Source organism: Hymenobacter norwichensis DSM 15439 (assembly GCF_000420705.1).
Taxonomy (GTDB): Bacteria; Bacteroidota; Bacteroidia; order Cytophagales; family Hymenobacteraceae; genus Hymenobacter; species Hymenobacter norwichensis.
Map to the genome: position 1 here is coordinate 1 of NZ_ATVL01000003.1, position 23,368 is coordinate 23,368.

General features: G+C 49.5%; 13 protein-coding genes and 2 pseudogenes. 13 read left to right on the forward strand and 2 right to left on the reverse strand.

Annotated elements, in window-relative coordinates; genetic code table 11:
- Nucleotides 1-500 (reverse strand): annotated as a pseudogene (locus G536_RS25640) (hypothetical protein); the annotation flags it as partial.
- A gap of 1,099 nt (nucleotides 501-1,599) precedes the next feature.
- Here G536_RS25640 and G536_RS0100960 point away from each other — a divergent pair.
- From G536_RS0100960 to G536_RS30130, 8 genes are all read left to right on the forward strand, one after another.
- Nucleotides 1,600-2,304 (forward strand): HAD family hydrolase, encoded by a 705-nt coding sequence (locus G536_RS0100960; protein ID WP_084708437.1) that lies wholly within the window; start codon nucleotides 1,600-1,602, stop codon nucleotides 2,302-2,304.
- Nucleotides 2,301-3,341 carry a UbiA family prenyltransferase gene (locus G536_RS0100965; RefSeq protein WP_022821710.1) on the forward strand — a complete coding sequence of 347 codons (1,041 nt, stop codon included), beginning with the start codon at nucleotides 2,301-2,303 and terminating at the stop codon, nucleotides 3,339-3,341. Before G536_RS0100960 ends, G536_RS0100965 begins: the two co-directional genes overlap by 4 nt.
- A 204-nt stretch (nucleotides 3,342-3,545) precedes the next feature.
- Complete coding sequence (locus tag G536_RS0100970) at nucleotides 3,546-5,138, forward strand: hypothetical protein (protein ID WP_022821711.1); 1,593 nt, start codon at nucleotides 3,546-3,548, stop codon at nucleotides 5,136-5,138.
- Between the two features lie 158 nt (nucleotides 5,139-5,296).
- Nucleotides 5,297-6,568 carry a glycosyltransferase family 2 protein gene (locus tag G536_RS0100975; protein ID WP_022821712.1) on the forward strand — a complete coding sequence of 424 codons (1,272 nt, stop codon included), beginning with the start codon at nucleotides 5,297-5,299 and terminating at the stop codon, nucleotides 6,566-6,568.
- Between the two features lie 2 nt (nucleotides 6,569-6,570).
- Nucleotides 6,571-8,199: a glycosyltransferase gene (locus G536_RS0100980; protein ID WP_022821713.1), complete on the forward strand. Its 1,629-nt coding sequence runs from the start codon at nucleotides 6,571-6,573 to the stop codon at nucleotides 8,197-8,199.
- Nucleotides 8,192-9,208: a polysaccharide deacetylase family protein gene (locus G536_RS30125; protein ID WP_169515021.1), complete on the forward strand. Its 1,017-nt coding sequence runs from the start codon at nucleotides 8,192-8,194 to the stop codon at nucleotides 9,206-9,208. The genes G536_RS0100980 and G536_RS30125 overlap by 8 nt, the downstream gene beginning before the upstream one ends.
- Nucleotides 9,209-9,218: 10 nt before the next feature.
- Entirely contained in the window at nucleotides 9,219-10,115 is an 897-nt protein-coding gene (locus G536_RS25650) for a glycosyltransferase family 2 protein (protein WP_022821715.1), read from the forward strand.
- Between the two features lie 16 nt (nucleotides 10,116-10,131).
- Entirely contained in the window at nucleotides 10,132-11,121 is a 990-nt protein-coding gene (locus G536_RS30130; RefSeq protein WP_022821716.1) for a glycosyltransferase family 2 protein, read from the forward strand.
- Between the two features lies 1 nt (nucleotide 11,122).
- On the opposite strand, the gene G536_RS25660 is transcribed toward G536_RS30130, so the two are convergent.
- Nucleotides 11,123-12,103 (reverse strand): glycosyltransferase family 2 protein, encoded by a 981-nt coding sequence (locus G536_RS25660; RefSeq protein ID WP_022821717.1) that lies wholly within the window; start codon nucleotides 12,101-12,103, stop codon nucleotides 11,123-11,125.
- A gap of 691 nt (nucleotides 12,104-12,794) precedes the next feature.
- Between G536_RS25660 and G536_RS0101005 the strand changes: the two genes are divergently transcribed.
- From G536_RS0101005 to G536_RS0101025, 5 genes and pseudogenes are all read left to right on the forward strand, one after another.
- Nucleotides 12,795-14,030: an acyltransferase family protein gene (locus G536_RS0101005; protein ID WP_022821718.1), complete on the forward strand. Its 1,236-nt coding sequence runs from the start codon at nucleotides 12,795-12,797 to the stop codon at nucleotides 14,028-14,030.
- A 192-nt stretch (nucleotides 14,031-14,222) separates the two neighbouring features.
- Entirely contained in the window at nucleotides 14,223-16,319 is a 2,097-nt protein-coding gene (locus G536_RS25665; RefSeq protein WP_051166812.1) for a hypothetical protein, read from the forward strand.
- Between the two features lie 528 nt (nucleotides 16,320-16,847).
- On the forward strand, nucleotides 16,848-19,553 hold the full coding sequence (locus G536_RS25670) for an Ig-like domain-containing protein (RefSeq protein WP_022821719.1): 2,706 nt from the start codon (nucleotides 16,848-16,850) through the stop codon (nucleotides 19,551-19,553).
- Nucleotides 19,554-20,135: 582 nt separating this feature from the next.
- Nucleotides 20,136-20,915 (forward strand): T9SS type A sorting domain-containing protein, encoded by a 780-nt coding sequence (locus G536_RS0101020; RefSeq protein ID WP_071837647.1) that lies wholly within the window; start codon nucleotides 20,136-20,138, stop codon nucleotides 20,913-20,915.
- 993 nt (nucleotides 20,916-21,908) lie between these two features.
- Nucleotides 21,909-23,368 (forward strand): annotated as a pseudogene (locus G536_RS0101025) (hypothetical protein); the annotation flags it as partial.

Genomic DNA, 23,368 nt, shown 5'->3' on the forward strand with positions numbered 1-23,368 from the left:
TAGAGCTCCATCTCGGTGGGGTAGGCCCAGGAGGAGGTCAGCACGATGTAGCGGGCGTTGGTGATGGCGTTGTCCAGGGTGAAGGTGGTGGGCCGGTTGGGGTAGGGGCCGATCCACTGCTGGTCGTTGACGCCGTGGAAGGCGCCGACGATCACCCGCTGCCAGGAGTCGGTGATGACGGAGATGGTCATCGGGGCGGTGGGGTTCTGGCCCCAGCCGTCGAAGAGGCGGATGCTTTCGATGCGGAAGGTTTCGCCGGGCTTGAGCGGGTAGAAAGAGTCGTAGGTGTTGATGACGCGGCCGTAGCCGTTGGGCACGTTGGCGCTGGTGACGCCGTCGGTCAGGGCTCGCAGATCATCCGGCGAGTTGGTAATATGATACCAACGAGTGCTTTCAATCGGAATTTTGCCGGTAATCATCTGCTGCCCGTGGGCATTTGCTGCTAGTAAGCAACTGGCTAGGTAGCCAAGCACTGATATTCCTTTATAAAAGTGTTTCATAGAGAGTTGGTAGTTGAGAGTGTTTTAACTGCCTCGTGTAGTAGAGGTAGTCGAATTTTGTGACGCGAATTTTGTATTAAAAGAAGCTAATGGACTTCGCTTCTAAAGGTTTTTTTGCCTGTATTATCAACCGTTGATTTATATAGTTTTTGATTAATACTAAGTTAGGGCAGGTAAAATATTGTATAAAACCGCAGGTGATAGATTCTTGTTATTGTATAAACATGTGTGCAAAAAGCCCATTTAAAAGCTAATTATTATATTTATTTATTATTTTTTTCATGAATAATTAAATTTTATTTTATGAATAAAACCTTATCCGTACACAAAAAAATATAATTAAAATTAGTAATTGTGTCTATCTTAGGATTGATTGTTCACTGATTTGCATTACTTAGTTCAAAATCAGGAATAGAACTGTATTGTTAACGCTATTTCCTCCTCAAACAAAAGGGGCGTTGGATACAGTGTAGATTGGATTTGGGAAGCAAAGCGCACCCGACCCACCTAGCGTAACTAGATAGGCAGTAGGAATCAATCCGCAGTGCTATAGCCAGTGGATAAACCATTGGGAAATAACCCTCTGCTGATACAACTAAGAAAAAGGATCTGCTTAGCTAGTAGCGCTGACGCTAGGCTTACTCTGGCTGTAGGCACTACTCTGGGTAATAGCTACTTACAAGTAATATACTGGATACTGCCCTGATTATAATAGCTGTATACTATTGATTACTAATGAATTGTAAGTGAATAAAAGTGCTTTGTCTTCGCTTTTGCATTGGTAGGAAGTAATGGTGTCGCCTACCAAGTACACCCTTGTTTGCATCGGTGCACATCCAACTAACGTTTCACATTATGCACATAATCGAATACCGAATGCTTACAGTACAGCCCAACTAGCAAACTGTTGAGTTAACACATAGTCAATATTATTTTTATAAATATTTCATAATCATATTTGAATTCCACAAAAATATGAGGTAGTTTAGCACTTAAATACTATATAATATGGTTTTAAGCAGTGCATGCAACGTGCTGCGGCAAGCTGAACATTACCAGTATTTACAGTTGCTATTAAGCCAGTCAATTTCTCTTGATAATGTCTAGTAAGACAGTTAGTGATATGCGTAAGGTGAAGGCCATTATTTTTGATGTAGACGGGACGTTGTACGAGCAGTCCAGGCTGCGCTCAAAGATGCTGGTTGATCTGTTGGCGTACTATGCACTACGGCCGTGGCGGCTACAGGAAATGCGCATTTTGCAACGCTTCCGTGCCGAGCGCGAAAAGCGACCTGGTGCCATTGGGCCTGACCTAGAAAACGAACAGTATAAGTGGTGTGCTGACAAGGGGCGATTTCCCGTGCAGAAAGTCAAGCAGGTGGTGAACCGCTGGATGTTCACGCACCCCAACCAATACTTACTAAACTGCGTCTATCCGGGCACGCATTCCTTTTTCAAAGCTATTCGTGAGCACGGCCTTAAGATTGGTATCTACTCCGATTACAAGGCTCACGACAAGCTGGTGGCTATGAACCTAGCCGCCGATATTGTAGTCAGCTCCACCGACCCCGAAATAGACCAGCTGAAACCGGCACCCACAGGGTTGCTGCACATTGCCAATGCCTTGGGTTTAGCCCCCGAGGAGTGCCTATTTATTGGTGACCGGCAAGAACTGGATGGTCTCTGTGCCGAGCGGGCAGGTATGCCCTATCTAATTGTAGATAAACAGCCTTTCAGCAGCTTTACTTTCTATCAGCATCTCGAACAACGTCTCAACGCCACACTAGCTTCTACCACACTATGAGTCACAATGCCTTGTCTTCCGGCGCATTAGCCAGCGAGCCAGAAGTATCCTTAGTCCCGGCAGGGCTGAAGGACTATATTGCTATTGCCCGGCCCGATAACTGGGCCAAAAACGTATTCATGATGCCTGGGGTGCTTTTTGCCCTCATTGTTTACCGGGCACCTCTTGATGCTGCCTTTCTATTGAAGCTGGTTATGGGAGTGGCTAGTACCTGTTTGGTTGCCTCGGCCAACTATGTCATCAATGAGTATCTCGACGCCGAATTCGATAAGTTTCACCCACTTAAAAAGAAGCGCACTTCGGTTGTACGGGTGGTTAACCCCGTGCTGGTGTACTCGGAGTGGGCGGGCCTGGCTGTGGTTGGGTTTGCCTTAGCGTATCAAATCAGCCTACAGTTTCTGCTGATATCGGTATTTCTGCTGTTTATGGGCGTTATGTACAACGTGCGCCCCTTCCGTACCAAAGAGCGGGTATACCTTGATGTGTTATCGGAGTCGGTTAATAACCCCATCCGGTTCGCGCTGGGCTGGTTTATTGTAGCCCCGGCCCTCACGTTCAGCGAATTTGATGGGGTTGCGCTTTTCAATAGCCTACCGCCTTCTAGCATTATCGTAGCCTATTGGATGGGCGGTGCCTACCTGATGGCTACCAAGCGTTTCGCTGAATATCGGTTGATTAACAACCCTGAGTTGGCTGGTTTATATCGTCGGTCGTTTAAATTCTATACCGAACACAGCCTGCTGATATCCATGTTCTTTTACGCGCTTACTTCGGCCTTCTTCCTGGGTATTTTTCTCGTGAAGAATCGCATTGAGTTGCTGGTGAGCTTCCCATTTTTTGCGCTGCTGTTTGCTTGGTACCTGCGCATTGGCTTGCTAGACAATTCGCCGGTGCAAGGCTCCGAGAAGTTGTATACCCGCAAATGGTTTATGCTGTATGTAGTGCTGTTTTGCTGCCTGCTGGTTGTGTTGATGTTTGTTGACATTCCGCTACTGAGCAACCTGCTGGCCGATCATTACAACCTAAACCAGCGGTAGAATCCACATCGGTAGCAAGCCGCTCATACTTCAATGCCAATAAGCCAAAGGCAGCCCCTCAGTGGTTATTGTCTTTGGCTTTGGTTTGCCTGAACGACACTTGCTAGATTACTAGGGGCTAGGGCGTTTCCGCAAAACCGTCGCAAAAAATAGTCAGGCATATTCCTTTTTTTTCGCACCAACTAGTATCGTTTTCATTCATTTATGGCGAAGAAGTACAGCTTCTGGGTTTTGTTTATCTTATTGCTTGTTGCGCATGCTTGCATTGTGCTATCTATTCACTATTTCCCCTTTGCGGACGTGCCCAACCACCTTGCCGAAGCAACGGTGTATAAATTATACAACAGTGCATCCAATGATTTCAGCAAGTATTATGAGCTGAATTATTTTATGTATCCCAATACTTTTCATTTGTTGTTTTTCTCGCTTCCTGTATTTAGTGGTGTAGAAATAGCGAATAAAATATTTCACTTACTCATTATAACGAGTTTGCCCTTATTAGTGCTGTTAATTATTGCAGAATTGAAGGGTAATAAATGGTTTGCAGTTGCTTCTTTTATTCTGGTATACGGTTTTAACCTGACTTTTGGCTTCACCGATAACGCGCTGGCTAACAATGTGGTGTTGCTAATTTTGTGGTTGTGGCTCCGCAGTGTAGACGAGCGCCGCAACCACGTGGCCAACATGCTAGGCATTGCGGCCCTGTTGGTAGCAGTGTATTTTTTACACGCCATGATGGCGCTGTTCAGCCTGTTGATGGTGTTTTCCTTTATTATGTACCGTTACCGCGCCAATTTCAAGGGCTTGGTTGCGCACTCCTTTGTACTGGTGCCGCTAGGGTTGCTAATTGTGTATTGGTGGTTTTTCCTGCAGCATTCCGCTGAGAGCACCACTGGCTACCGCAACGAAGATGTGTCTACGCTACAGTCGATGGAGGGCTACTACGCCGGGGAATTTTTGCAGACGTACAAATGGCGGCTTATGTTTTTATTTGCCGATAATTATCAATTGTTTGCTGGCAACACCGGATATCTTGTAGGGGTATTGCTTTCATTTATTTTGATTGTGCCTCTGCTTTATATATTTTATAGAGTGATATTCAAGAAAAAGCAGATTTTTGAAACTGTTCCGGCGCTGCAGGACAATAAGTTTGCTTATATTATTATTCTGCTGATAGTGGCGGCGAGCTGCTTTTTCCTGTTGCCTAAACGAATTCCAGGGCAAGAACCACTATACGAGCGTTTCTGTACCATTCTGTTGTTGGCAATTCTCTTTATTGGTAGCAAAATTTTTCAGGAGAATAACCGAGTATTTGCAATTGCGGCTAGCTTGGTAGCCATAGCGCATTTGGCACTATGGGGCCAGTATTTCCAGCAGTTCGATCAAGAAAATCAAAACTTTGTGGAGTTGCTGCCACAAGACAAAACTAAAGTGCTGTCGTACCTGAATTATGACCCGGAATTTCGGGGTAGAATGGTGTACGACCAGTTTCAGAACTATTTCATCGTCCGCAAACACGGCATTGCCACCAGTAAAATCATCGACTTTCGGTTCGGTATGATCCGGCGCAAGGAAAGCGGCGGCCTACCCACCCAAGGCGACATTTACCGGGGTGCTGGTCCGCGGGAGCTTATGAAGCGGGCCGACTATCTATTGGTTCGAGGTACGCCTTATGCCGCGCACCAGCGCATTCTGGATTCTTTGGGCGTTTTCAGCCAAGTGAAGCAGGAAGGGAAGTGGCACCTACTGGAGCGGCACGTCGCACGCACCGCAGTAGCCAGTCATGCCCAGCCTTAAGCTGAACTACGGCTGGCCTGCATCAATCATTTCTGTGGTGCCTGCTCGCCACACCACGGCAGGCAACAGCATAGCACCAACCGCAACCAAAAACGGCCTACCTTAGATTGGTTTTGCCGCTTCAACAGCAGCGCCTCAGTCTTTAGTAGGCTATTCGTATGAGCTCTTACCCCCCCTACCATATCACCCATGTGCCGCTACACGCCGGGCCAGATATGCCGCTGCTTGCCCAAAATGGACAGGGCAACTATCTGGTATTCTGGTGGGAGCAGGTTGCGCTGGGCGACGTGTATTTGGAGGCGGAGCAAGCACCCGATGAGGCTGCCTACCAAGCTATAGTAGTGCAGGCCGTTGCGCCCGCGGTGCAGCAGTATGCTGCTAAAGTTGGGTTAGGAGACGAGAATTGGCAAGCCTGGTATAACCAAACGGATTTTGCGCGATGGGCAGCATGGATGCACGTTGTTTTCAAGCCTTATAGCCTGAGGGCGTTGCCACCGCACGTGCCTGTGTCGGTGGTAATTTGTACCCGCAACCGTGCTTCTATCCTGCGCCTGTGCTTAGAATCGTTGAACAATTTAGCTTGTCAGCCCGCTGAAATTGTAGTGGTAGACAATGCGCCCACTGATGATAGCACCCAGCAGGTAGTGGCCGCATACCCTGGCATCCGGTACTACGTCGAACCCCGCCCTGGTTTGTCGCATGCCCGCAATACGGGGGTGGCGCAGGCCACGCACAGTATTCTGGCTTTCACCGACGACGATGTAGTACTACACCCCGATTGGGTGTATCAGGTGTGGCAAACTTTTCAAAACGAGGCCGTTATGGCCATGACCGGGCTGGTGCTGGTGTCGGAACTGCAAACCGAGGCGCAGCAGATATTTGAAAAGCATTGGAGTTTCAACCGTGGCTACCAAGACCTCTACTACGACCCAGCGTATCTGAAGCGGGTCCTGCCGGGCGGGCCACCCGTGTGGCACATTGGGGCTGGGGCCAACAATGCTTTCCGCAAAGAAGTGTTCCAAGAAGTTGGCTTGTTTGATGAGCGGCTGGGCGCTGGTGCGTCGGGGTGCAGTGAGGATTCCGAAATGTGGTTTCGGATTCTCACCCGTGGCCACACCATTCATTACAACCCGCGGGCCGTAGTCTACCACGCGCACCGCCAGCAGCTGCATGAGCTTCGCAAGCAGATTTTCGCCTACATGCGCGGGCATGCCGCCGCCGCCCTCATCCAGCAGGAGCAATGCCCACAAGCGGGCTACTCTCGGTATCTATATTGGCATATGCCCAAGTACTATGCCTTATTGGTCCGAATAGGCTTTCCCTTCTTCCGTTTCCGAAGCCAGACGCTCTGGACGGAAGTGAAAGGGTTGGCGTCGGGGGTGCTTTTTTATTACCAGAATCGCAAGCGGGCCTCTAACCTACCTTCTTAGTTATGGCCGCTGCTCTACCTGTTTACCCGCTGGTTTCCGTTATCATTCCGTGCTACAACCATGGCCGGTATCTGCCCGAAGCTTTTGCCAGCGTTTGGCAGCAAGACTATCCGGCTGTGGAAATAGTGGTAGTCGATGATGGCTCGACGGATAACACCCGTGAAGTAACCGCCACCGACGCGCGAGTGAAGTACGTCTACCAAGCAAATCAAGGGCTGTCGGCGGCGCGCAACACCGGCATCGACCATAGTACGGGGCAGTACCTGGTGTTTTTGGATGCTGACGACTGGCTATTACCTAACGCCCTAAAAATCAATGCGGATTTCCTGTTGCAAAACCCGGCCTTGGCTTTCATTTCCGGGGGGCACGACAAGGTATTTACGGCGTTGGGGCGGATCAAACACGAAGCGCAGGAAGTTGCCGCCGACCATTATCTGCGTCTGCTACAAGGCAACTACATTGGCATGCACGCTACTGTTATGTACCAGCGCTGGGTTTTCGAGAAAGTGCGCTTCGATCCCGCTCTACGTGCTTGCGAAGACTACGACGTGTACCTAAATGTAGCCCGTACGCAACCCGTTGCCCACCATACTCACCGCATAGCTGCTTACCGCCTACACGATACCAATATGTCGGGCAACATTCCTATGATGTTGCGCACGGTGCTGGCCGTACAGGCCCGACAGCAGCCTCTATTGCGTACCGAAGCAGAAAAGCAGGCTTTCGCGCGTGGCCAACTCGTATGGAAAGAGTATTATAGCGGGGAAATATATAACAAGATTACGGCTGGCGCTACGTCAGCTACGTCAGCAGAACTGACCACTCTGCTGTCTTTCAAACCACGACTTGCCCTGCGTTACTTCCTGCGGCACCAGACCCCTATGATCAAGAAAAGCATCAAGAAAATCACTCCCAATGCGGGGTTGCGGTTGCTCCATAAAGCAGGAATATACAACCAATACATGCCGGCTATTGGGAAGGTAGATATGGGGGATTTCGCGCGTACCACACCTTTCAGCACCGAGTTTGGCTACGACCGGGGCGGCCCCGTGGACCGCTACTACATCGAAAAGTTTCTCGGGCAGGAGGCCGCCGCCATTAAAGGGCGGGTGCTGGAAATTGGCGACAATGAATACACGCTGAATTTCGGCAAAACGCAGGTAGCGCAAAGCGATATTCTGCACGTAGACGCCAGCAACCAGAAGGCCACGTTCATCGGCGACCTGAGCGACGCGCCCCACGTGCCCGATAATACGTTCGACTGTGTGGTGCTTACCCAAACGCTGCACCTCATCTACGAGTACAAACAAGCCCTGGCTACCTGCCACCGAATTCTGAAGCCGGGCGGCGTGTTGCTGCTCACCGTGCCGGGTATCACCCCCATCGACCACGGCGAGTGGCGCAAAACCTGGTACTGGTCGTTTACGGATAGCGCCCTACACCGCCTGATGGCCGAAACCTTTCCTTCCGACAGCCTGACCATCACCTCATACGGCAACGTGTTTATTGCCAGTGCCTTTCTGTATGGCCTCGGCTTGCCAGAAGTAACCTCGGCCCAGTTGGACGTATATGACCCGCAGTTTCAAGTTATTAATGCGGTGAAAGCCGTTAAAGCGTATCCTCTTGCTTGACCGCTTGCATTCTGTGCTGGGGTTGGCGTTGCCGCACCGGGCGTGTGTGCTGATGTATCACCGCATTGCTAAACCAGATGCCGACATCTGGAAAATTGCCGTTGACCCTGTCAATTTCGAGCAGCAGATTCAGTTTTTGCGTAAGAAGACCACTGTACTATCGGTACCAGAACTGGTGGAGGCAGTGCGAAATAAAAAGGTGAAGAGCAACACCGTAGCCATTACGTTCGATGATGGCTATGCAGACAACTTTCTGGTGGCCAAGCCCATTCTCGATCAGTATGCGGTGCCAGCTACGTTTTTTGTGGCTTCTCAAACTATTGGAACCACGGCGGAATTCTGGTGGGATGAACTGGAGAATATCTTGCTCTTCGCTCCGCAACTTCCGGCAGCCTTCTCACTGCTCGTTGCCGATCAACTAATAACTGCCTCGCTAGAGCAAGAAACCCACCTGAGCGACGCCCTGCGGTTGCAATTACAGCACTGGGATGCCAGCAACGAGCCGGCTCCCTCGCACCGGGCCAGTTTATTTCTGAAAGTATGGCAACAGCTGCGTCCTCTGTCCCATGCTGAGCAGCAACAGCAGTTGCATGCCATCCGAGAATGGGCTAGCATGCTCCCTAGCCAGCGGCCCGATTACCGAGCCATGTCGGTGGCAGAACTGCGGACGCTAGCTAGTAGTGAACTGCATACAATTGGGTTGCATACGCATACCCATCCGGCATTGGCATTTCATACTGCCGAAGTGCAGCAGCAAGAAATCCAGCGAAACAAAACCTTCTTGGAGCAGCACACTGGCCATCAACCAACCATCTTGGCGTATCCTTACGGCAACCACAACCAGGAAACTATTGCCGTAGCCGCCCAGCTACATTTGCAGGCCTGTTTTACTACCGAAGTAAAACTAGTGGGCCACGATTCAGACAAATTTCGGCTGGGCCGGTTTCAAGTGCTGAACAATCCTGTATCTTCTTTTGCTCAGCAGCTGCACAAGTGGCAAAAAGGCTAATCCGCTTCCTATGGACAACTCTCATTTGCCCCTTGTTTCTGTTGTAATTGGCTTCCTCAACGAGGAGCGGTTTCTGGCCGAAACCGTTGAGAGCGTGCGGTATCAAACGTATCCGCATTGGGAGTTGCTGCTGGTTGACGACGGCTCTACCGACCAAAGCACTGCCATTGCCAAGCGCTACGCCGAAGAATCGGGGGGGCAAATTATTTATTGTGAGCATGAGGGCCACCGTAACCGGGGTGTAACGGCTAGCCGCAACTACGGAGTGCAACTGGCTAAAGGAGAGCTAGTTTGCATTCTTGATGCCGACGATGTATGGTTGCCAAACAAGCTAACTGAGCAAGTCGCCCTGTTCCAGGAGCACCCCGGCATTGGCATGGTAGCCGAAGCCTCTGAGTACTGGTATTCCTGGGAAGATGCTCACAAGGAAGACAGCGTAGTGCTGGTAGGAGCACCTGCTGGCCGCGTGTACGAGCGCACAGAATTGCTGCATCTGTTATACCCGTTGATGCCTACACCGGCACCCTGCCCCTCGGGTTTGATGCTTACCAAACAAGCCATTCTTAACGCTGGTGGCTTTGAAGAGTCTTTCACCAAGAGGTACCAGCTGTACGAAGATCAGGCCTTCCTGTGCAAGATTTATCTTGCTGAGCGAGTGTATATTTCTGCTAGCTGCAACAACCGTTACCGTCAGCGAATCGGCTCCTGTGTGCAGTCAGTAACCGAAGCTGGCCTATACCACGAAACCAGGCGGTACTTCTTGGATTGGTTTGTTGATTACTTACGCACTAAGAATATCACGGATTCAAAATTACTAAAGCTGCTTGCTAAATCTATTATGCTGAATAAAATATCAATTCTATATGCAAAAGGTAAGTCGTCGATAAAGAAAGTTCTGCATAAATAATTCAAGCAAAATACGCATGCCTCACGTATCTGTTTTAATGCCAGTATATAATGCCGAAAATTTTTTGGCAGAGGCAATAGAAAGTATTCTGCAACAAAGTTTATCTGATTTCGAATTTATAATTATTGATGATTGCTCTACAGATTCAAGTGTTGCTATTATTCAATCATACCAAGATGATCGAATAAAATTATACCGGAATAAGATTAATTCAGGTATTTCCTACAGTCTTAACCGAGGGATAAAACTGGCAACTACCGAGTTAATTGCTCGAATGGACGCCGACGATATCAGCTATCCACAACGGCTCCAACGGCAGTATGATTATTTGCTAGCGCATCCTGAGTGCGCTATGGTTTCTTCCTTTGCTCAGATGATAACCGAAGAGAAAGAAGTTATTAGAATCGACGAATTTAAAAGTGAGCTGTACTATTATAATCTGACGTTCTCTTGCTGGATTTATCATCCGACGGTGGTGTACCGTAAGGGGGCAGTGCAAGAAGTAGGAATGTATTCTGTGCCTTACGCCGAGGATTTTGAACTATGGTGGCAGCTGTCTCGCCGCTTTGTGATAACTACTTTGCCCGAAGTACTGCTTGATTACCGCGTTACCAGCCAGAGCTTGCACCAAGTGCAGAAAAGGCAGGAGTATACCTTGGCACAGCAACAGCAAATAGTACGCAATATTCGCTATTATGCAGGTTCAGATTATGTTATTTCCGAAAATCATGTAGAATGCTTGCAGCACAATTTTCAGCCATTATTGGAGGAACAAAGCGTAGATAGTGTGTTGGAATGCTTGCATAAGCTAGATTTTATTACGACTAAAATTATCGAGAAACAAAATCCAAATTTAATTAAAGAGGATATAATGACAGCTGTATTTTATAAAAAGCAATTTATAGCGCAGTATTATATCAATCATCTACCTAAACGAAAAGCAGTACTTCTGGCTGTGAAAATGGGTATGCTTAAAAAGGCCGCTTCTGTATTTTTAAATAAATAAATCAATGATAATTAATGGCTATCTTAAGTAATAATTTAGCTATTTTTCCATAGAGCTTATAATCTTTATGCATATGCAATAATTGTTTTATGAAGCTAAGCGTCATCTTGCGATTATGTGCCGTATGCCACACTTCATCGGCTATGTACATACCGTGGTGGCTATGATACTTTCTAGATTTTTTTAGTAGCTCTTGTCTCTGCTGAGAAGGTAGATGTTGTTGGATATACGACATGGCAAGCTCCAAATCCAGAAAATACTCGCCGTAAGCGTGTTTGTTGCCGGAAATTGAATTGGAATGCCGCCGATAATCGGCTAAGATGTGAGGTGTGTAGGCAATAAGGTAATGGCGAGCAATGCGCACCCACATTTCCCAGTCTTCGCCATACGTGATGCCATAGAAGCAACCAAGTTGCTCGTACACCTCTCGTTTCACTGCTATAGCCGCGTACTGAATCCGATTGTTTTGGCTGATCTTCAAAAGCCAGTCGGATAGCACCCCTGGCTCAGGAGCTTCGATGGGATGGTTGAATAGATTCTGGCTATTCTCATTCATGTAGCCGAATCGGCAGAAGGCGGCGGCTACTTCGGGGTATTGTTGGAACAACTGGTCGAGTTCCTTGTAGAATCCGGGCCTGACTCTATCGTCACCGTGTAGCAAGTGAATTAGGTGGCCTCTGGAACGGTTGATGCAGGTTTCGAAATTGCGCAGGCTACCCACATTCTGCGTCTGGCGGAAGTAGCTGATCCGGCCTTTGCCCACTCGCCGAACCAAGGCCTCTACATCCGTATCGGTACTTGCATCATCCACCACCTCTATCTGCATTTCTGCTTCAGCCATTGCCTGAATCAGTACGCTTTCCAGCGTTTCTGGTAGAAATTGGCTGCAGTTATAAACAGGAATCATAACCGACCATCGGGGCCGTGCCTCAGTGCTAAGGAGAGGAGGGATGATTGGGGGCGCCAACGGGATTCTGTCCATTATAGAGGTAGGCAAATCGCTGTAGCGCAATATGAACTATGAAAATTATCTGCTAAGATGGGATATTTCTCAGTATAATTAAACATTGCGAGCTTATGTATTCAACTGAGAAATATGCGGAAAGCAAGGCACCACAACGATTGCCCTTACTGCTAATACTTATCGGTAATCTTTATTAGAGTGGGTATTATGCTAATTGTCAATTACTTATCTGATGCGAATACGTGGGTTGTGTAGTATATGAGCACACTCGTTACATGGGTTTATAATTCAGCTAAATCCCCCCTTTTTTCAAGCACTTATACATCTAATGCAAGGCGAATAGCTGGAATTAGAAAATTCATATTTGCACTATTTAGTTATCATTCAAGTGAACAGCGTGTAGATCAAGAATATCAGTAGGATAATTATTTAATAAATTATAAAATATTTGAGCTAAGGCATTTGAGGCCTATATTTGTGGAGATAATAGTACGGACGAACTCCTACTAATGAAGCTTGTATGACTAGCGTGTGCTTGCCTACCCGCTGAAATCTAGCGTTAGATGAACCTAGTTACAGACAAGTAAAAGTTAGGCGCTCATCTGTCCTGTTCAAATAAAGCCGCCTTCTGGAAATAGCGAGCATAGTTGTTAGTGGCAAAACAACGCTGCGTTTCATATGCAAGTTCGCTGGCATTAGCACACTACACATGGTGACTACCACTTCTTCTGAAAAGGCCAAAGGTAAGAAGGCTATCTACTTTCCAGGGCTCAATGCCTTACGATACTTTGCAGCGGCGGCCGTGGTAGTTTGCCACGTTGAGGAAATGAAGGGAATTAATTTGCTTCCCAACCATTACGCCACAGTGTATGGCTTAGGAACTCTGGCAGTTACCTTCTTTTTTGTGTTAAGCGGCTTTCTGATTACCTATCTGCTGCTCGTTGAGAAGAAAGAAAGCAATACCGTTCGGATAAAAAATTTCTATGTCAGACGGGCATTGCGGATATGGCCGTTATACTATTTAATTGCTGTGCTTGGGCTGTTAGTTATTCCCTACATCAGCGCATTAGCTATACCAGAATTTTCAGCGAAAGTAGTCCCTGGATATCCAGTTAATATAGCACTGTATGCCTTGTTCTTGCCTAATATAGCCTCAGGCTTAAAGTATTACGTACCTTATGCTTCTCAGCTATGGTCGGTAGGAGTGGAGGAGCAGTTCTATTTATTTTGGCCCTGGATATTTAAATATGTAAAAAAGCCGTTGCCCTTCATTCTGGCCGTGATTGTTGTGTTCGTGCTGATGCGCATGGGCTGCACTTATGTTATGGCGCATTGGCCGGAACAGCAATCCTCCTGGAGTATGCTGTACAAAATTATTGATCTAACCCGCATCGACTGCATGGCGGTAGGAGGGATAGGGGCTTACCTACTGTATCAGGAAACGGCTTGGTTTCGGACGTACTTCATTAATTATAAAGCGGAGCTGGCTTCAGTGGTATTGCCGCTTGTGCTTGTTGCAACGTCTACGAAGCTGGGCGATGTGCAGCATACCTTGTATGCGTTCTGTTTTTTAATTTTTATAATTAATGTTTCCTGCAAAGACAAATCGTTCTTCCGGTTGGAAGGTCGGATATGGGCTTTTTTAGGGAATATTTCCTACTCTATTTATATGTACCAATACCTGGCTATCGGGCTTGTATTGCTGCTATTCAAAAAGGTCAATGCCTTATCCTTCACTGCGCCTTATACTATACTATTTCATGTCTTGTGTCAATTGTTGGTGATTGTTATAGCGCAGCTCTCGTATCGGTTCCTCGAAACGCCTTTCCTGAAGCTTAAAAAGAAGTTCATGATTGTGCAGAGTACCACCGATGCTCCCACAACTGCGTATGCACCGCTAGCCTCCAAATCGTTGGATACAAGCGTGCCAATTGCCAAAGCTTGAACCATACAAAGGCTTGAACCGCTTGGCTGCTTAGCGCAGAAAGCAGTGAACAGTAGCTGTTGCTGCTGCTCGAAGTAAAGAAAGCGGGCACTTGTTGCTATGGTGGTAGCTTAGCATTTGGTATGTGCGCGAGCCCCGGCTATTGTCACTGCCGTAGAAAGGAAATTCCAGGTATCTGAAACCAACCAGAAAATGATAGAGCAGGTACGCTTGAGCAGCACCCGATTTTCAGTGAAGCTGACCGCAGTGCTCTTTCTGCTGCTCTATTCCATAGCCTGTAGCTCCTGTAGCCAGCCCTCAGATGCAGCAGGCAATGCCGACCCTGGCCGAATTCCAATCAGCAGCAAGTACTGGTATCAGCTCAATAATACCGGCGACCAAACAACGGATAGCACCGGCCTCCAGCAGCTCACAGATGGTATTACCGACAAGGAAGTGTTTATGGGTTGGGGCAAGTTGCTGCCCAACTACGACGCTTACTATGAGTTCAAGGAATTGTCGGATGTGTCCATATCCAAAGTCCGGTTCTTCGATGGGCAAAATTCGTTTGCCAATCAGCCGTTCAAGCTCTACGCCAAAGCTTCGGCCTCGGCCAAGCCGGTGCTGCTCGCTACTTTCACGGGTGATGGCTACGGCCAGTGGATAGAAGTATCTCTGCCTAAGCCAGTGCCAGCACAGTACCTCGTGGCAAACGTCTGGTGGGGGTTTCCAACGGAAATGGTGCTGTATGGTACGTATAAAAAACGCGACGCTGTGGCGCTGCCGCCTCGCAAACCCGTGAAGCTAGCTAATGAGTTCGGAATCAACTCGTTTGTGTGGGAGTTTCTGCAAAACAACGAAGACCCCAACATCCGTGACCGAATATACGAGCCGAACATGGCCTTGATGCAGGCCTTCACGCAGTTTCGGGATTATGTAGACTGGGGGAAGATAGAAGATACGCCCGGCAAGTTTGCTTTCAACCCCACAGTGTCGGGTGGGTGGAACTACGATTTGCAGTACCAACGGCTGAAAGCAGAAGGCAAGGAGATTTTGCCTTGCTTGAAGACGTTGCCGGGCTGGTTTCTGGAGAGCAACTACCCCGCCGATCAGCGAGATGCCGAAAACATACCGGCGGCATTCAAAGCCAACTTACTGGAACCAGCTTCTTATCAGCAACAAGCCAAATTCGCTTTCCAGTTTGCGGCGCGTTATGGGCGCAACACCAAGGTTAACCCTAGTTTGCTGAGTGGAGTAATGACTGGGCCGGTATATGCCACTGCTCCCGAAGCAGGTATCCGCACGCGGGAAGTGGGCCTAGGCTACGTGAAGTATATTGAGTGCGAAAACGAGCGAGACAAGTGGTGGAAAGGGCGCAAAGCCTACCAAACCGCCCGCGAATATGCCGCCAACCTATCGGCCTTCTACGACGGGCACAAAAACACGCTGGGCCCCGGCGTGGGCGTCAAGAACGCCGACCCTACCATGCTCGTGGTGATGGGAGGAACGGCTGCGCCAACTACCGATTATGTTCGTGGTATTATTGATTGGTGCAAGGAGTTCCGAGGCTACAAGGCCGATGGCACCGCGGATTTGTGCTTTGATGTCATCAACTACCACTGCTATTCCAATGCTTCGGGTGTGTCGCAGAGCAATACCTCGGCCCGCGGTGCTGCCCCTGAGGTAACCGGTATTGGCCACTACGCCGACGACTTTGTGGCGCTTGGCCGCGAATACAACAAGGAAGTATGGGTGACGGAAGCTGGCTACGACATCAACTCAGGTAGTCCGTTGCATGCCCCAGCCATTGGCAACAAAATGCCCGAGCAGGTGCAAGCCGACTGGATTTTGCGCACGGCCTTGCTGTATGCCCGGCGTGGCGTCAATCGGTTATTTCTGTATCAGACGTATGATTTGCAGCCCAATAGTGGTGAGCAGTTTGCCTCATCGGGTCTGCTGAATACTATTACCCGCCGCCGCAAGCCCGCCGCCGACTATCTGTACCAGGTGCAAAAGCTACTAGGCAATTATGTGTACAAGGAAACCATCAGCCAAACCCCCCTAGTAGACCGGTATGAATTGAATGGGCAATCTATTTACTCATTGGTAATGCCAACCGAAACGGGGAAGACGGGCAGCTACTCGCTGAACCTTGGCAAAGCCGGGGCCGCGCAAGTATACACGCCCAAAGTAGGAGCTACTACCATGGACGAACGAACGGCAAACAGTCCAGCAAGCATACTGAAGCTAACCGTAACAGAAACCCCCATTTTCGTGCGGCCAACCACTAGCGGACGCGCCATACAATAAGTGCTTAACGGGCAAGTATTAGTCCTGAGCACTCAAAAAGCCACTGAGCCTCCGCTCGGTGGCTTTCACTTTTTAAGTGAATCTGCATGTAAGCTAGAAGCAGTAAAAAACGGTGTCTGTCCTCACATATTCATGTGAGGACGCTAAAGGCATGGATCGTTGAATGTTTTATAAGTTATTGAAGGTGAAGTATATAAAATGGGCTTGACAAGTTCAGGCAGAGGTTGAAAGGTGCTAAGGGGAGATGAAGCAATGAGAGAGTGTTTGCAATCCTAAATATTATATAGACATTCGCCTATCATTATTTTTTACTACTACTTATATGAATAATTACAGCTCATCCGTGCTATACAGTACTTGGCTTTCGGTTGCTACACCAAACAGGGCCACACCACAATCAGCTGCTGTGCCACCATAGGCCCTCGTGCCAGAGAGCTGTACACATATAACGGGCTTCCAATACCTAGCAGCAGGTGCTACCTGCCTCCCTTGCGTCTTCCACTTTTCACCTTATTTCCTTTCCTAACCATGAAAAACTTCGACCCAACAAGCCGGCTGCTGCTAACAGCCAATGGCTCCCTATCGGTGCCTGACCGCACCCAATTCTCTCACGTCTGGAAAGTCAGGCTCATGCTGTTTTTGTGCTTGCTGCTGTGTGGCTTGAGCACCCGCAGCTTAGCCGCCGCCGATAGCAAAGGCACCGATTTCTGGCTCAGCTTCCCCGGCAACGAAGGCACTAGTGCTGTACAAACGCTATTTATTACGGGGGATGTGGCCACTACCGGTACCGTTAGCATTGCGGGGTTAAGCTTCACGGCCAACTTTACGGTAACGCCTGGTACGGTTACATCGGTGGTTGTGCCTTCGGCAGTACAGTTGCTGACCTCCGATGTGGTGCAGAATCTGGGAATTCACGTGGTGGCGGGCCAAGAGGTAACGGTGTATGGCCTTAACCGGCAGCAAGCCACCACCGATGCCTACCTGGCTTTACCTACGGATGTGCTCGGTACCCAATACATCAACTTGGGCTATCTTAACTCCGAGCTGACGGCTGTGATGGGCACGCAGTTTTCTGTTGTGGGCACTGTGAACGGTACGGTCGTGACAATTACGCCAACCGTAACGTCGGGGAGCCGTTTGGCTGGCGTGCCCTATACTATTACGCTCAACCAAGGGCAAACCTATCTGCTACGCAGCACTGCTGCTTATCCCGCTGACTTGTCGGGTACGATTATTTCCTCCACCCAGCCCATATCGGTATTTGGCAGCAACAAGTGCGCAAACGTGCCGCATAACCACACCTACTGCGACCATCTGGTAGAGCAATTGCCGCCCACCTCCGTTTGGGGCAAGCAATTTGTATCGGTGCCGCTGAAAACCCGGCTCAATGGCGACACCTTCCGCTTTCTGGCTTCCACCAACAATACGCAGGTGCGAGTGAATGGCACTTTAGTAGCTACGCTCAACCGGGGCCAGTATCATGAGCGCCTCATTGTGGGCTCGGCCCAAATTGTTGCCACCGAACCAATTCTGGTAGCTCAGTATTCCAACGGCACTTCATTCGATGGCGTGGTGTCCGACCCGTTTATGATGCTCATTTCCCCGTTCGAGCAGTTCTTGGGTAGCTACACGGTTACTACCCCCGCCAGCGGCTTCTCCGGCAATTACATCAATGTGGTAGCGCCAACAGCAGCTGTTGGTACCGTTCGGCTCGATGGCGTAGTGGTGCCGGCAGCCAGCTTCAGCGCCATCGGCAGCAGCGGCTTCTCGGGTGCGCAGCTCACCGTGGGGCTGGGTGCACACCAAATAAGCGGTGGCAGCTATGCCATCGGGGCTTTTGTGTATGGGTTTGATAATGTTGATTCCTACGGTTACCCCGGCGGGCAGTCGTTTGCCCCTATTACCACCATCAGTAGCCTCACGCTGACTCCGGCTACGGGCAGCGCGCAAACCGGAAATCAATATTGTGTGTCCGCTACCGTCCGCGACCAGCTTAACAACCCCGTAGCAGGCGTACGAGTGGATTTTGCGGTGAGCGGTGCAAATGCGAGAGCCGGCTTTGTTAATACCGATGCAAACGGCGTGGCGCAATACTGCTACACGGGTACCACTGCCGGTAACGATAATATTACGGCCACTACCAGCGGTTTCAGCCGCACCGTGCAGGTTACTTGGTCGACGACTTGTGCCTTACAATTGACAACGGCCGTAACCAACGCTGGGTGCGGAGCACTAGGTGCCATCAACCTGACGGTAGCTGGCAGCACTGGCCCCTACACCTACGCCTGGACTGGCCCCAACGGCTTCATGGCTAGCACTGAGGATATTAGTGGCTTGGCAGCGGGCACCTATTCCGTAACTGTTACCGACAACGTTACTCAATGCACAGCTACCACCTCAGCTACAGTCACGAGCAGTGGTACCGACACGACACCGCCAGTTATTCGGGCTGCGGGCTTTATCACAGCTATTGAAAGCAACGGCACGCGTACCATTGAGGCCGCCGATGTGGACTGGGGTAGCTTCGACACGTGCAGTGGTATTGCCTCCATGACCATTAGCCCGCGCACCTTCACTTGCGCCAACGTGGGCCCCAACCAAGTTACGCTTACCGTAACCGACAATGCCGGCAACTCGGCTAGCGAAACCGTGACGGTTATTATCGTAGACAACGCGGCTCCGGTACTGCGAGTGGCGGGCTTCCAGACGCGCTTGGAGAACGGTACGCGCACTATTTTCCCCATTGACATTGACTACGGTAGCTTCGACAATTGCGGTGGCCTAGCCTCCATGACTATTAGCCCAAGTACCTTCACCTGCGCCAACGTGGGTCCCAACCAGGTCACGTTCACAGCTACCGATAACTCCGGCAACGTCTCGACTGCCACGGTTACGGTCATTATCCTAGCTGATGGTACATGCTCTAGCAGTGTGGCTAGCCGTGGCGCCAGCCCAGCTGCTGCCGGATCGGAGCAGGAGCTACAAGTATATCCAAACCCTGCTGGGGCTCAGGCCACACTTAGCTTCGAGGCTGAGCGCACAGGCGCTGCGCAAGTGCTGGTATACAACCAGTTGGGCCGGATAGTAGCCACGCTTTACCAAGGCGAGGTGCAGGCCCGGCAGCGGTATGGGTTCAAACTTGAAAGCCAGAACCTACCTGCTGGCTTGTATTCGTGCCAGGTGCGACTAGCTGGGGCTGCTACCAAAACCACTCGTTTGCTCATCGTTAAGTAAGAGCACCTAATACAAAGCCTGAGTACACCAACGGGGTGGGGGAGCCAAGCTCTTCCACCCCGTTGCTATGTAGGGCTATGCCTAACAATCGTAGTTGTTTTAGCAGAATCATTTGGCTAGAAGATAAGCTCAAAAAGGGGATCATAAACTTTTAACCAGTACATTTATACTTGATATAGGTCAATAATCCATAAATAGTGAAACCATGTTTTGGTAATCACGTTACCGTGCTTGCAAACAGTCTAGCTTGCTATTATAGCACATACATAGGCTAGGCCCAATACGGCCAGAACAAGTACATAACTGTTGGCAGAAAGCCCAACAGCCTTTTCCGCAGCTTCCATTTTAATACTTCACATACCTATTACCCGTTCCAGTTACTGCCCCATGCAACACATTGACTGCAAATGCTCTACTGACTCCTGCCAGTGCCGTTTCCCACACCTTATCAGTTTTTCATCTTCCCCGCTTGCTCAGCAGCCTAGCCAATCTTTTCGCAGCCGAGTGGCAAAATCGTTGCTGTTGCCAGCGCTACTGCTTTTCGGTGCGATAGAACACAGCGCTGCACAAACGACTTGCGCTTTGCAGCTAACAACAGCCGCAACAAATGTGGAATGTGGTACGCAAGGTGCCATCAACCTGACGGTGGCCGGTGGCACAGGGCCCTACACTTATGCCTGGACCGGGCCCAACGGCTTCATGGCCAGCACCGAGGATTTGAGCGGCCTAACTGCCGGCACCTATTCCGTTAGAGTTACTGATAATTCCACCCAATGCACAGCGACTAACGCCACCACAGTTACAACCATTGCGGATACTACCCCGCCAACTTTGCGGGTAGCAGGTCTGGAAGTCACGCTAGTAAATGGCACATACACTGTTTCGGCCGATGATGTCGATTACGGTAGCTTCGATAATTGTGGTGGTCCGGTTTCTATCCGCCTCGTTCCAAATATCTTCACTTGCGCCAATGTGGGTTCCAACCAAGTCACGTTTACGGCTACCGATAATGCGGGCAATGCGGCTTCTGCTCCGATTACCATTGTAGTAAAGGCAGATGCTACCTGCCTGCCTTTGGCTAACACCACGTCCACTGCTGCTATTCAGCGGCTGCAGGTATACCCGAACCCAGCAACTAGCACTGCTACAGTGGTCTTCTTAGCCGAGCGTACCGAGGCTGCACAAGTAGTAGTGTACAATAGCTTGGGCCAGCAAGTAGCGAAACTTCATGACGGAGAAGTGCATGCTGGGCAGGAATACCGCTTTACAATGCCGAGCACTGGACTTGCCAACGGAGTGTATACCTGTCAGGTACGTGGCGCTGGCCGTGTATACACCACTCGTATACTAATTGCCAATTAGGCAACCATAGCAGTATAATACGCCAACGGGGTGCGGAGCTTAGCTACCGCACCCCGTTTTTTTGTGGGTTTGCATTGCTGGGCTGGCTTCTAAATGTTCTTCGATATTATGCGCACTGCGCAGTACTACGGCTCTCGAACAGGGCTTACAGCTGCTAGCCCGAGACGAACAAATAAGATGTAGTATCTGATAACATGAGGTGTTTTGGGTTGCTGGCTGATTATCAATTGGATACTGTGATTGATTGAAGATTAGCTAACGATGTTTGTTGGTTGTTATGCATAACGTAATAAGTTGCGATAGTCCTAAATCGATGCTTTTTTGATTAGAAAAACATTTCAGTATATAGTAGAACTTTATACAGTAGCAGTGGAGTTTAAAAAGAATTTGCCTGTTGCAATAGATTGCACTTGTTAACGAAAAACTTATGCAATCGTTTGTTATAGTTAGATGAATATTGTTTATGAGATATACTTGTGTAACTATGCAGATGGGGTGTTTTAGTCTACCAAAACCAGATGGATGTATACCAACTGTCATTTACTGTCATAATTGTAGAAAGAATTACAATTTTGCTAGATAGGGCAGATAATTTTTACGGGATAAAGAATTTGTATTTAGCTTTACAACCGTCAAAGTAGTTAGATAGCTTTTGTATGTATTTATGGAAGAACAATAAACAAGTTCTGTAGATACATATAATCTAATTCGAGACGAAAAAGTACAATAGTTGAATGTAGTTGCCGCTGCCAGTAGGTGCCTATGTGAACAGGTACCCACACCCTTCACTCGTTTTGTTTCCGTGAGGGTAGAGTAATTGTCAGAGCATCAGTTCTTAGCAACCGTCTTTCGGCCTTAGTATGGGTTGGTGGAAGCGGCTGCCTCTAGTACGGGCTGATAGAAGCAGGCTTCGTGTTGCCACGGGCCAACCAGAGTACCCTGTCTTAATAGTCAACAAAAAGCAGATGCCTCCCAGGATCTGCCCGATGCTGCATGTCCTTTTCAACCACAACCACGCCTTTTCACCAACTATTCTTTCGGATGGGGAACCCCAACAAAGCGAACCTGCTGGTAGCTTACCTGATAAGCTACTTGCTTATTCTTTCGGCTCATGCCCAGAACACTGGCACCCGAATCGGCATCACGGCCATTACGCCAAGCATCAACACAGGGCAGAATTATAACCCCTGGTTGAACGACAACATGAATGACCTAGTGGCCGACCACTGGGCCCCCATTAATCAGCAGTACATTGACGTAACGCTGACTTTAGCTAGCCAGACTAACATCACTCGGGTTTCGCTCTACGATTACCAGGGTGTTTTCATGAATCGGCCGGCCACCGTTTATGCTCAGAATGGGTCGCAACGGATTCTGTTGGGCACATTTACTGGCCAAACCTATATGAATTGGGTGGATATGGTGGCTAATACCCCGGTTACGGCCGATGCCATCATTATTCATAAGTACGGCAACAATATTCCAGTTAAGCTGAAGATTTTTGGTAATCCTATCAGCACAGCACCTGTTCAGGTTCAGTCAGTTATCAGCTTTGGAGCCCTGGCTACCAGAACAGTAGGCACCGCGGCCTTTGATTTGATAGCCAGCAGCAACAACACGGCTACGCCTATCACCTTCACATCTTCCAACTCGTCTGTCGTATCGGTTTCAAATACGAGTGGGCGCTGGCAGGCAACAGTAGGAGTGGCTGGCACTGCTACTATCACCGCTTCACAAGCTGGCAACTCAGCGTATCTGGCTGCCGCAAACGTAACACAACCCTTAACGGTGCAGGCACCGGCGCCTACGCAGGTACAGTCTGTTATCAGCTTCCCAGCCATACCTAACAAAACGGCCGGCACGGCTGCATTCGACCTAGTAGCGAGCAGCAACAACACGGTTGCGCCTATCACTTTTGTGTCGTCCAACCCGGCGGTAGTTACGGTTTCAAACTCTGGCGGACGCTGGCAGGCACTGGTAGGTACTCCGGGTACTGCCACCATTACAGCCTCACAGGCGGGCAACTCGTCATATTTGGCTGCGGCCAATGTTAGCCAATCTCTAACGGTGCAGGCAGTATCCAGTGGAACTCCTCTCGCTGGTAAAATTCCACTTGATCCTACCCGCTGGTACCAGATTACCAACTCACCGGACGATCTGCGGGCCCTGACCGACGGCGTCACCAGCGCCAACGTGCCCAACGGCTACGGCCGCGTCATCAACACCTACGACTCCTTCTACCCGCTCAAGCCCGGCGAAACCTTCCGCATCGAAAGCATCCGCCTCTTCGACGGCTGGGGCCAGAACCCCACCGCCCCGATGACCATCTCCGTCATCACCGACTCCTGGCAGCGGGTAATCGTCGGCGCCTTCCACGGCGTCAACGACCAGCAGTGGATCGGCCCCTACCCCAACCGGCCCACCACCTTCACCCTGGACAACGCCATCACCAA

Coding starts and splice junctions, on each gene's coding strand:
- G536_RS0101005 (WP_022821718.1), top strand. CDS start 12,795: ATGGTGACTACCACTTCTTCTGAAAAGGCCAAAGGTAAGAAGGCTATC.
- G536_RS0100975 (WP_022821712.1), top strand. CDS start 5,297: ATGAGCTCTTACCCCCCCTACCATATCACCCATGTGCCGCTACACGCC.
- G536_RS0100970 (WP_022821711.1), top strand. CDS start 3,546: ATGGCGAAGAAGTACAGCTTCTGGGTTTTGTTTATCTTATTGCTTGTT.
- G536_RS25660 (WP_022821717.1), bottom strand. CDS start 12,103: ATGGACAGAATCCCGTTGGCGCCCCCAATCATCCCTCCTCTCCTTAGC.
- G536_RS30130 (WP_022821716.1), top strand. CDS start 10,132: ATGCCTCACGTATCTGTTTTAATGCCAGTATATAATGCCGAAAATTTT.
- G536_RS25665 (WP_051166812.1), top strand. CDS start 14,223: ATGATAGAGCAGGTACGCTTGAGCAGCACCCGATTTTCAGTGAAGCTG.
- G536_RS0100965 (WP_022821710.1), top strand. CDS start 2,301: ATGAGTCACAATGCCTTGTCTTCCGGCGCATTAGCCAGCGAGCCAGAA.
- G536_RS25670 (WP_022821719.1), top strand. CDS start 16,848: ATGAAAAACTTCGACCCAACAAGCCGGCTGCTGCTAACAGCCAATGGC.
- G536_RS0100980 (WP_022821713.1), top strand. CDS start 6,571: ATGGCCGCTGCTCTACCTGTTTACCCGCTGGTTTCCGTTATCATTCCG.
- G536_RS0100960 (WP_084708437.1), top strand. CDS start 1,600: ATGTCTAGTAAGACAGTTAGTGATATGCGTAAGGTGAAGGCCATTATT.
- G536_RS25650 (WP_022821715.1), top strand. CDS start 9,219: ATGGACAACTCTCATTTGCCCCTTGTTTCTGTTGTAATTGGCTTCCTC.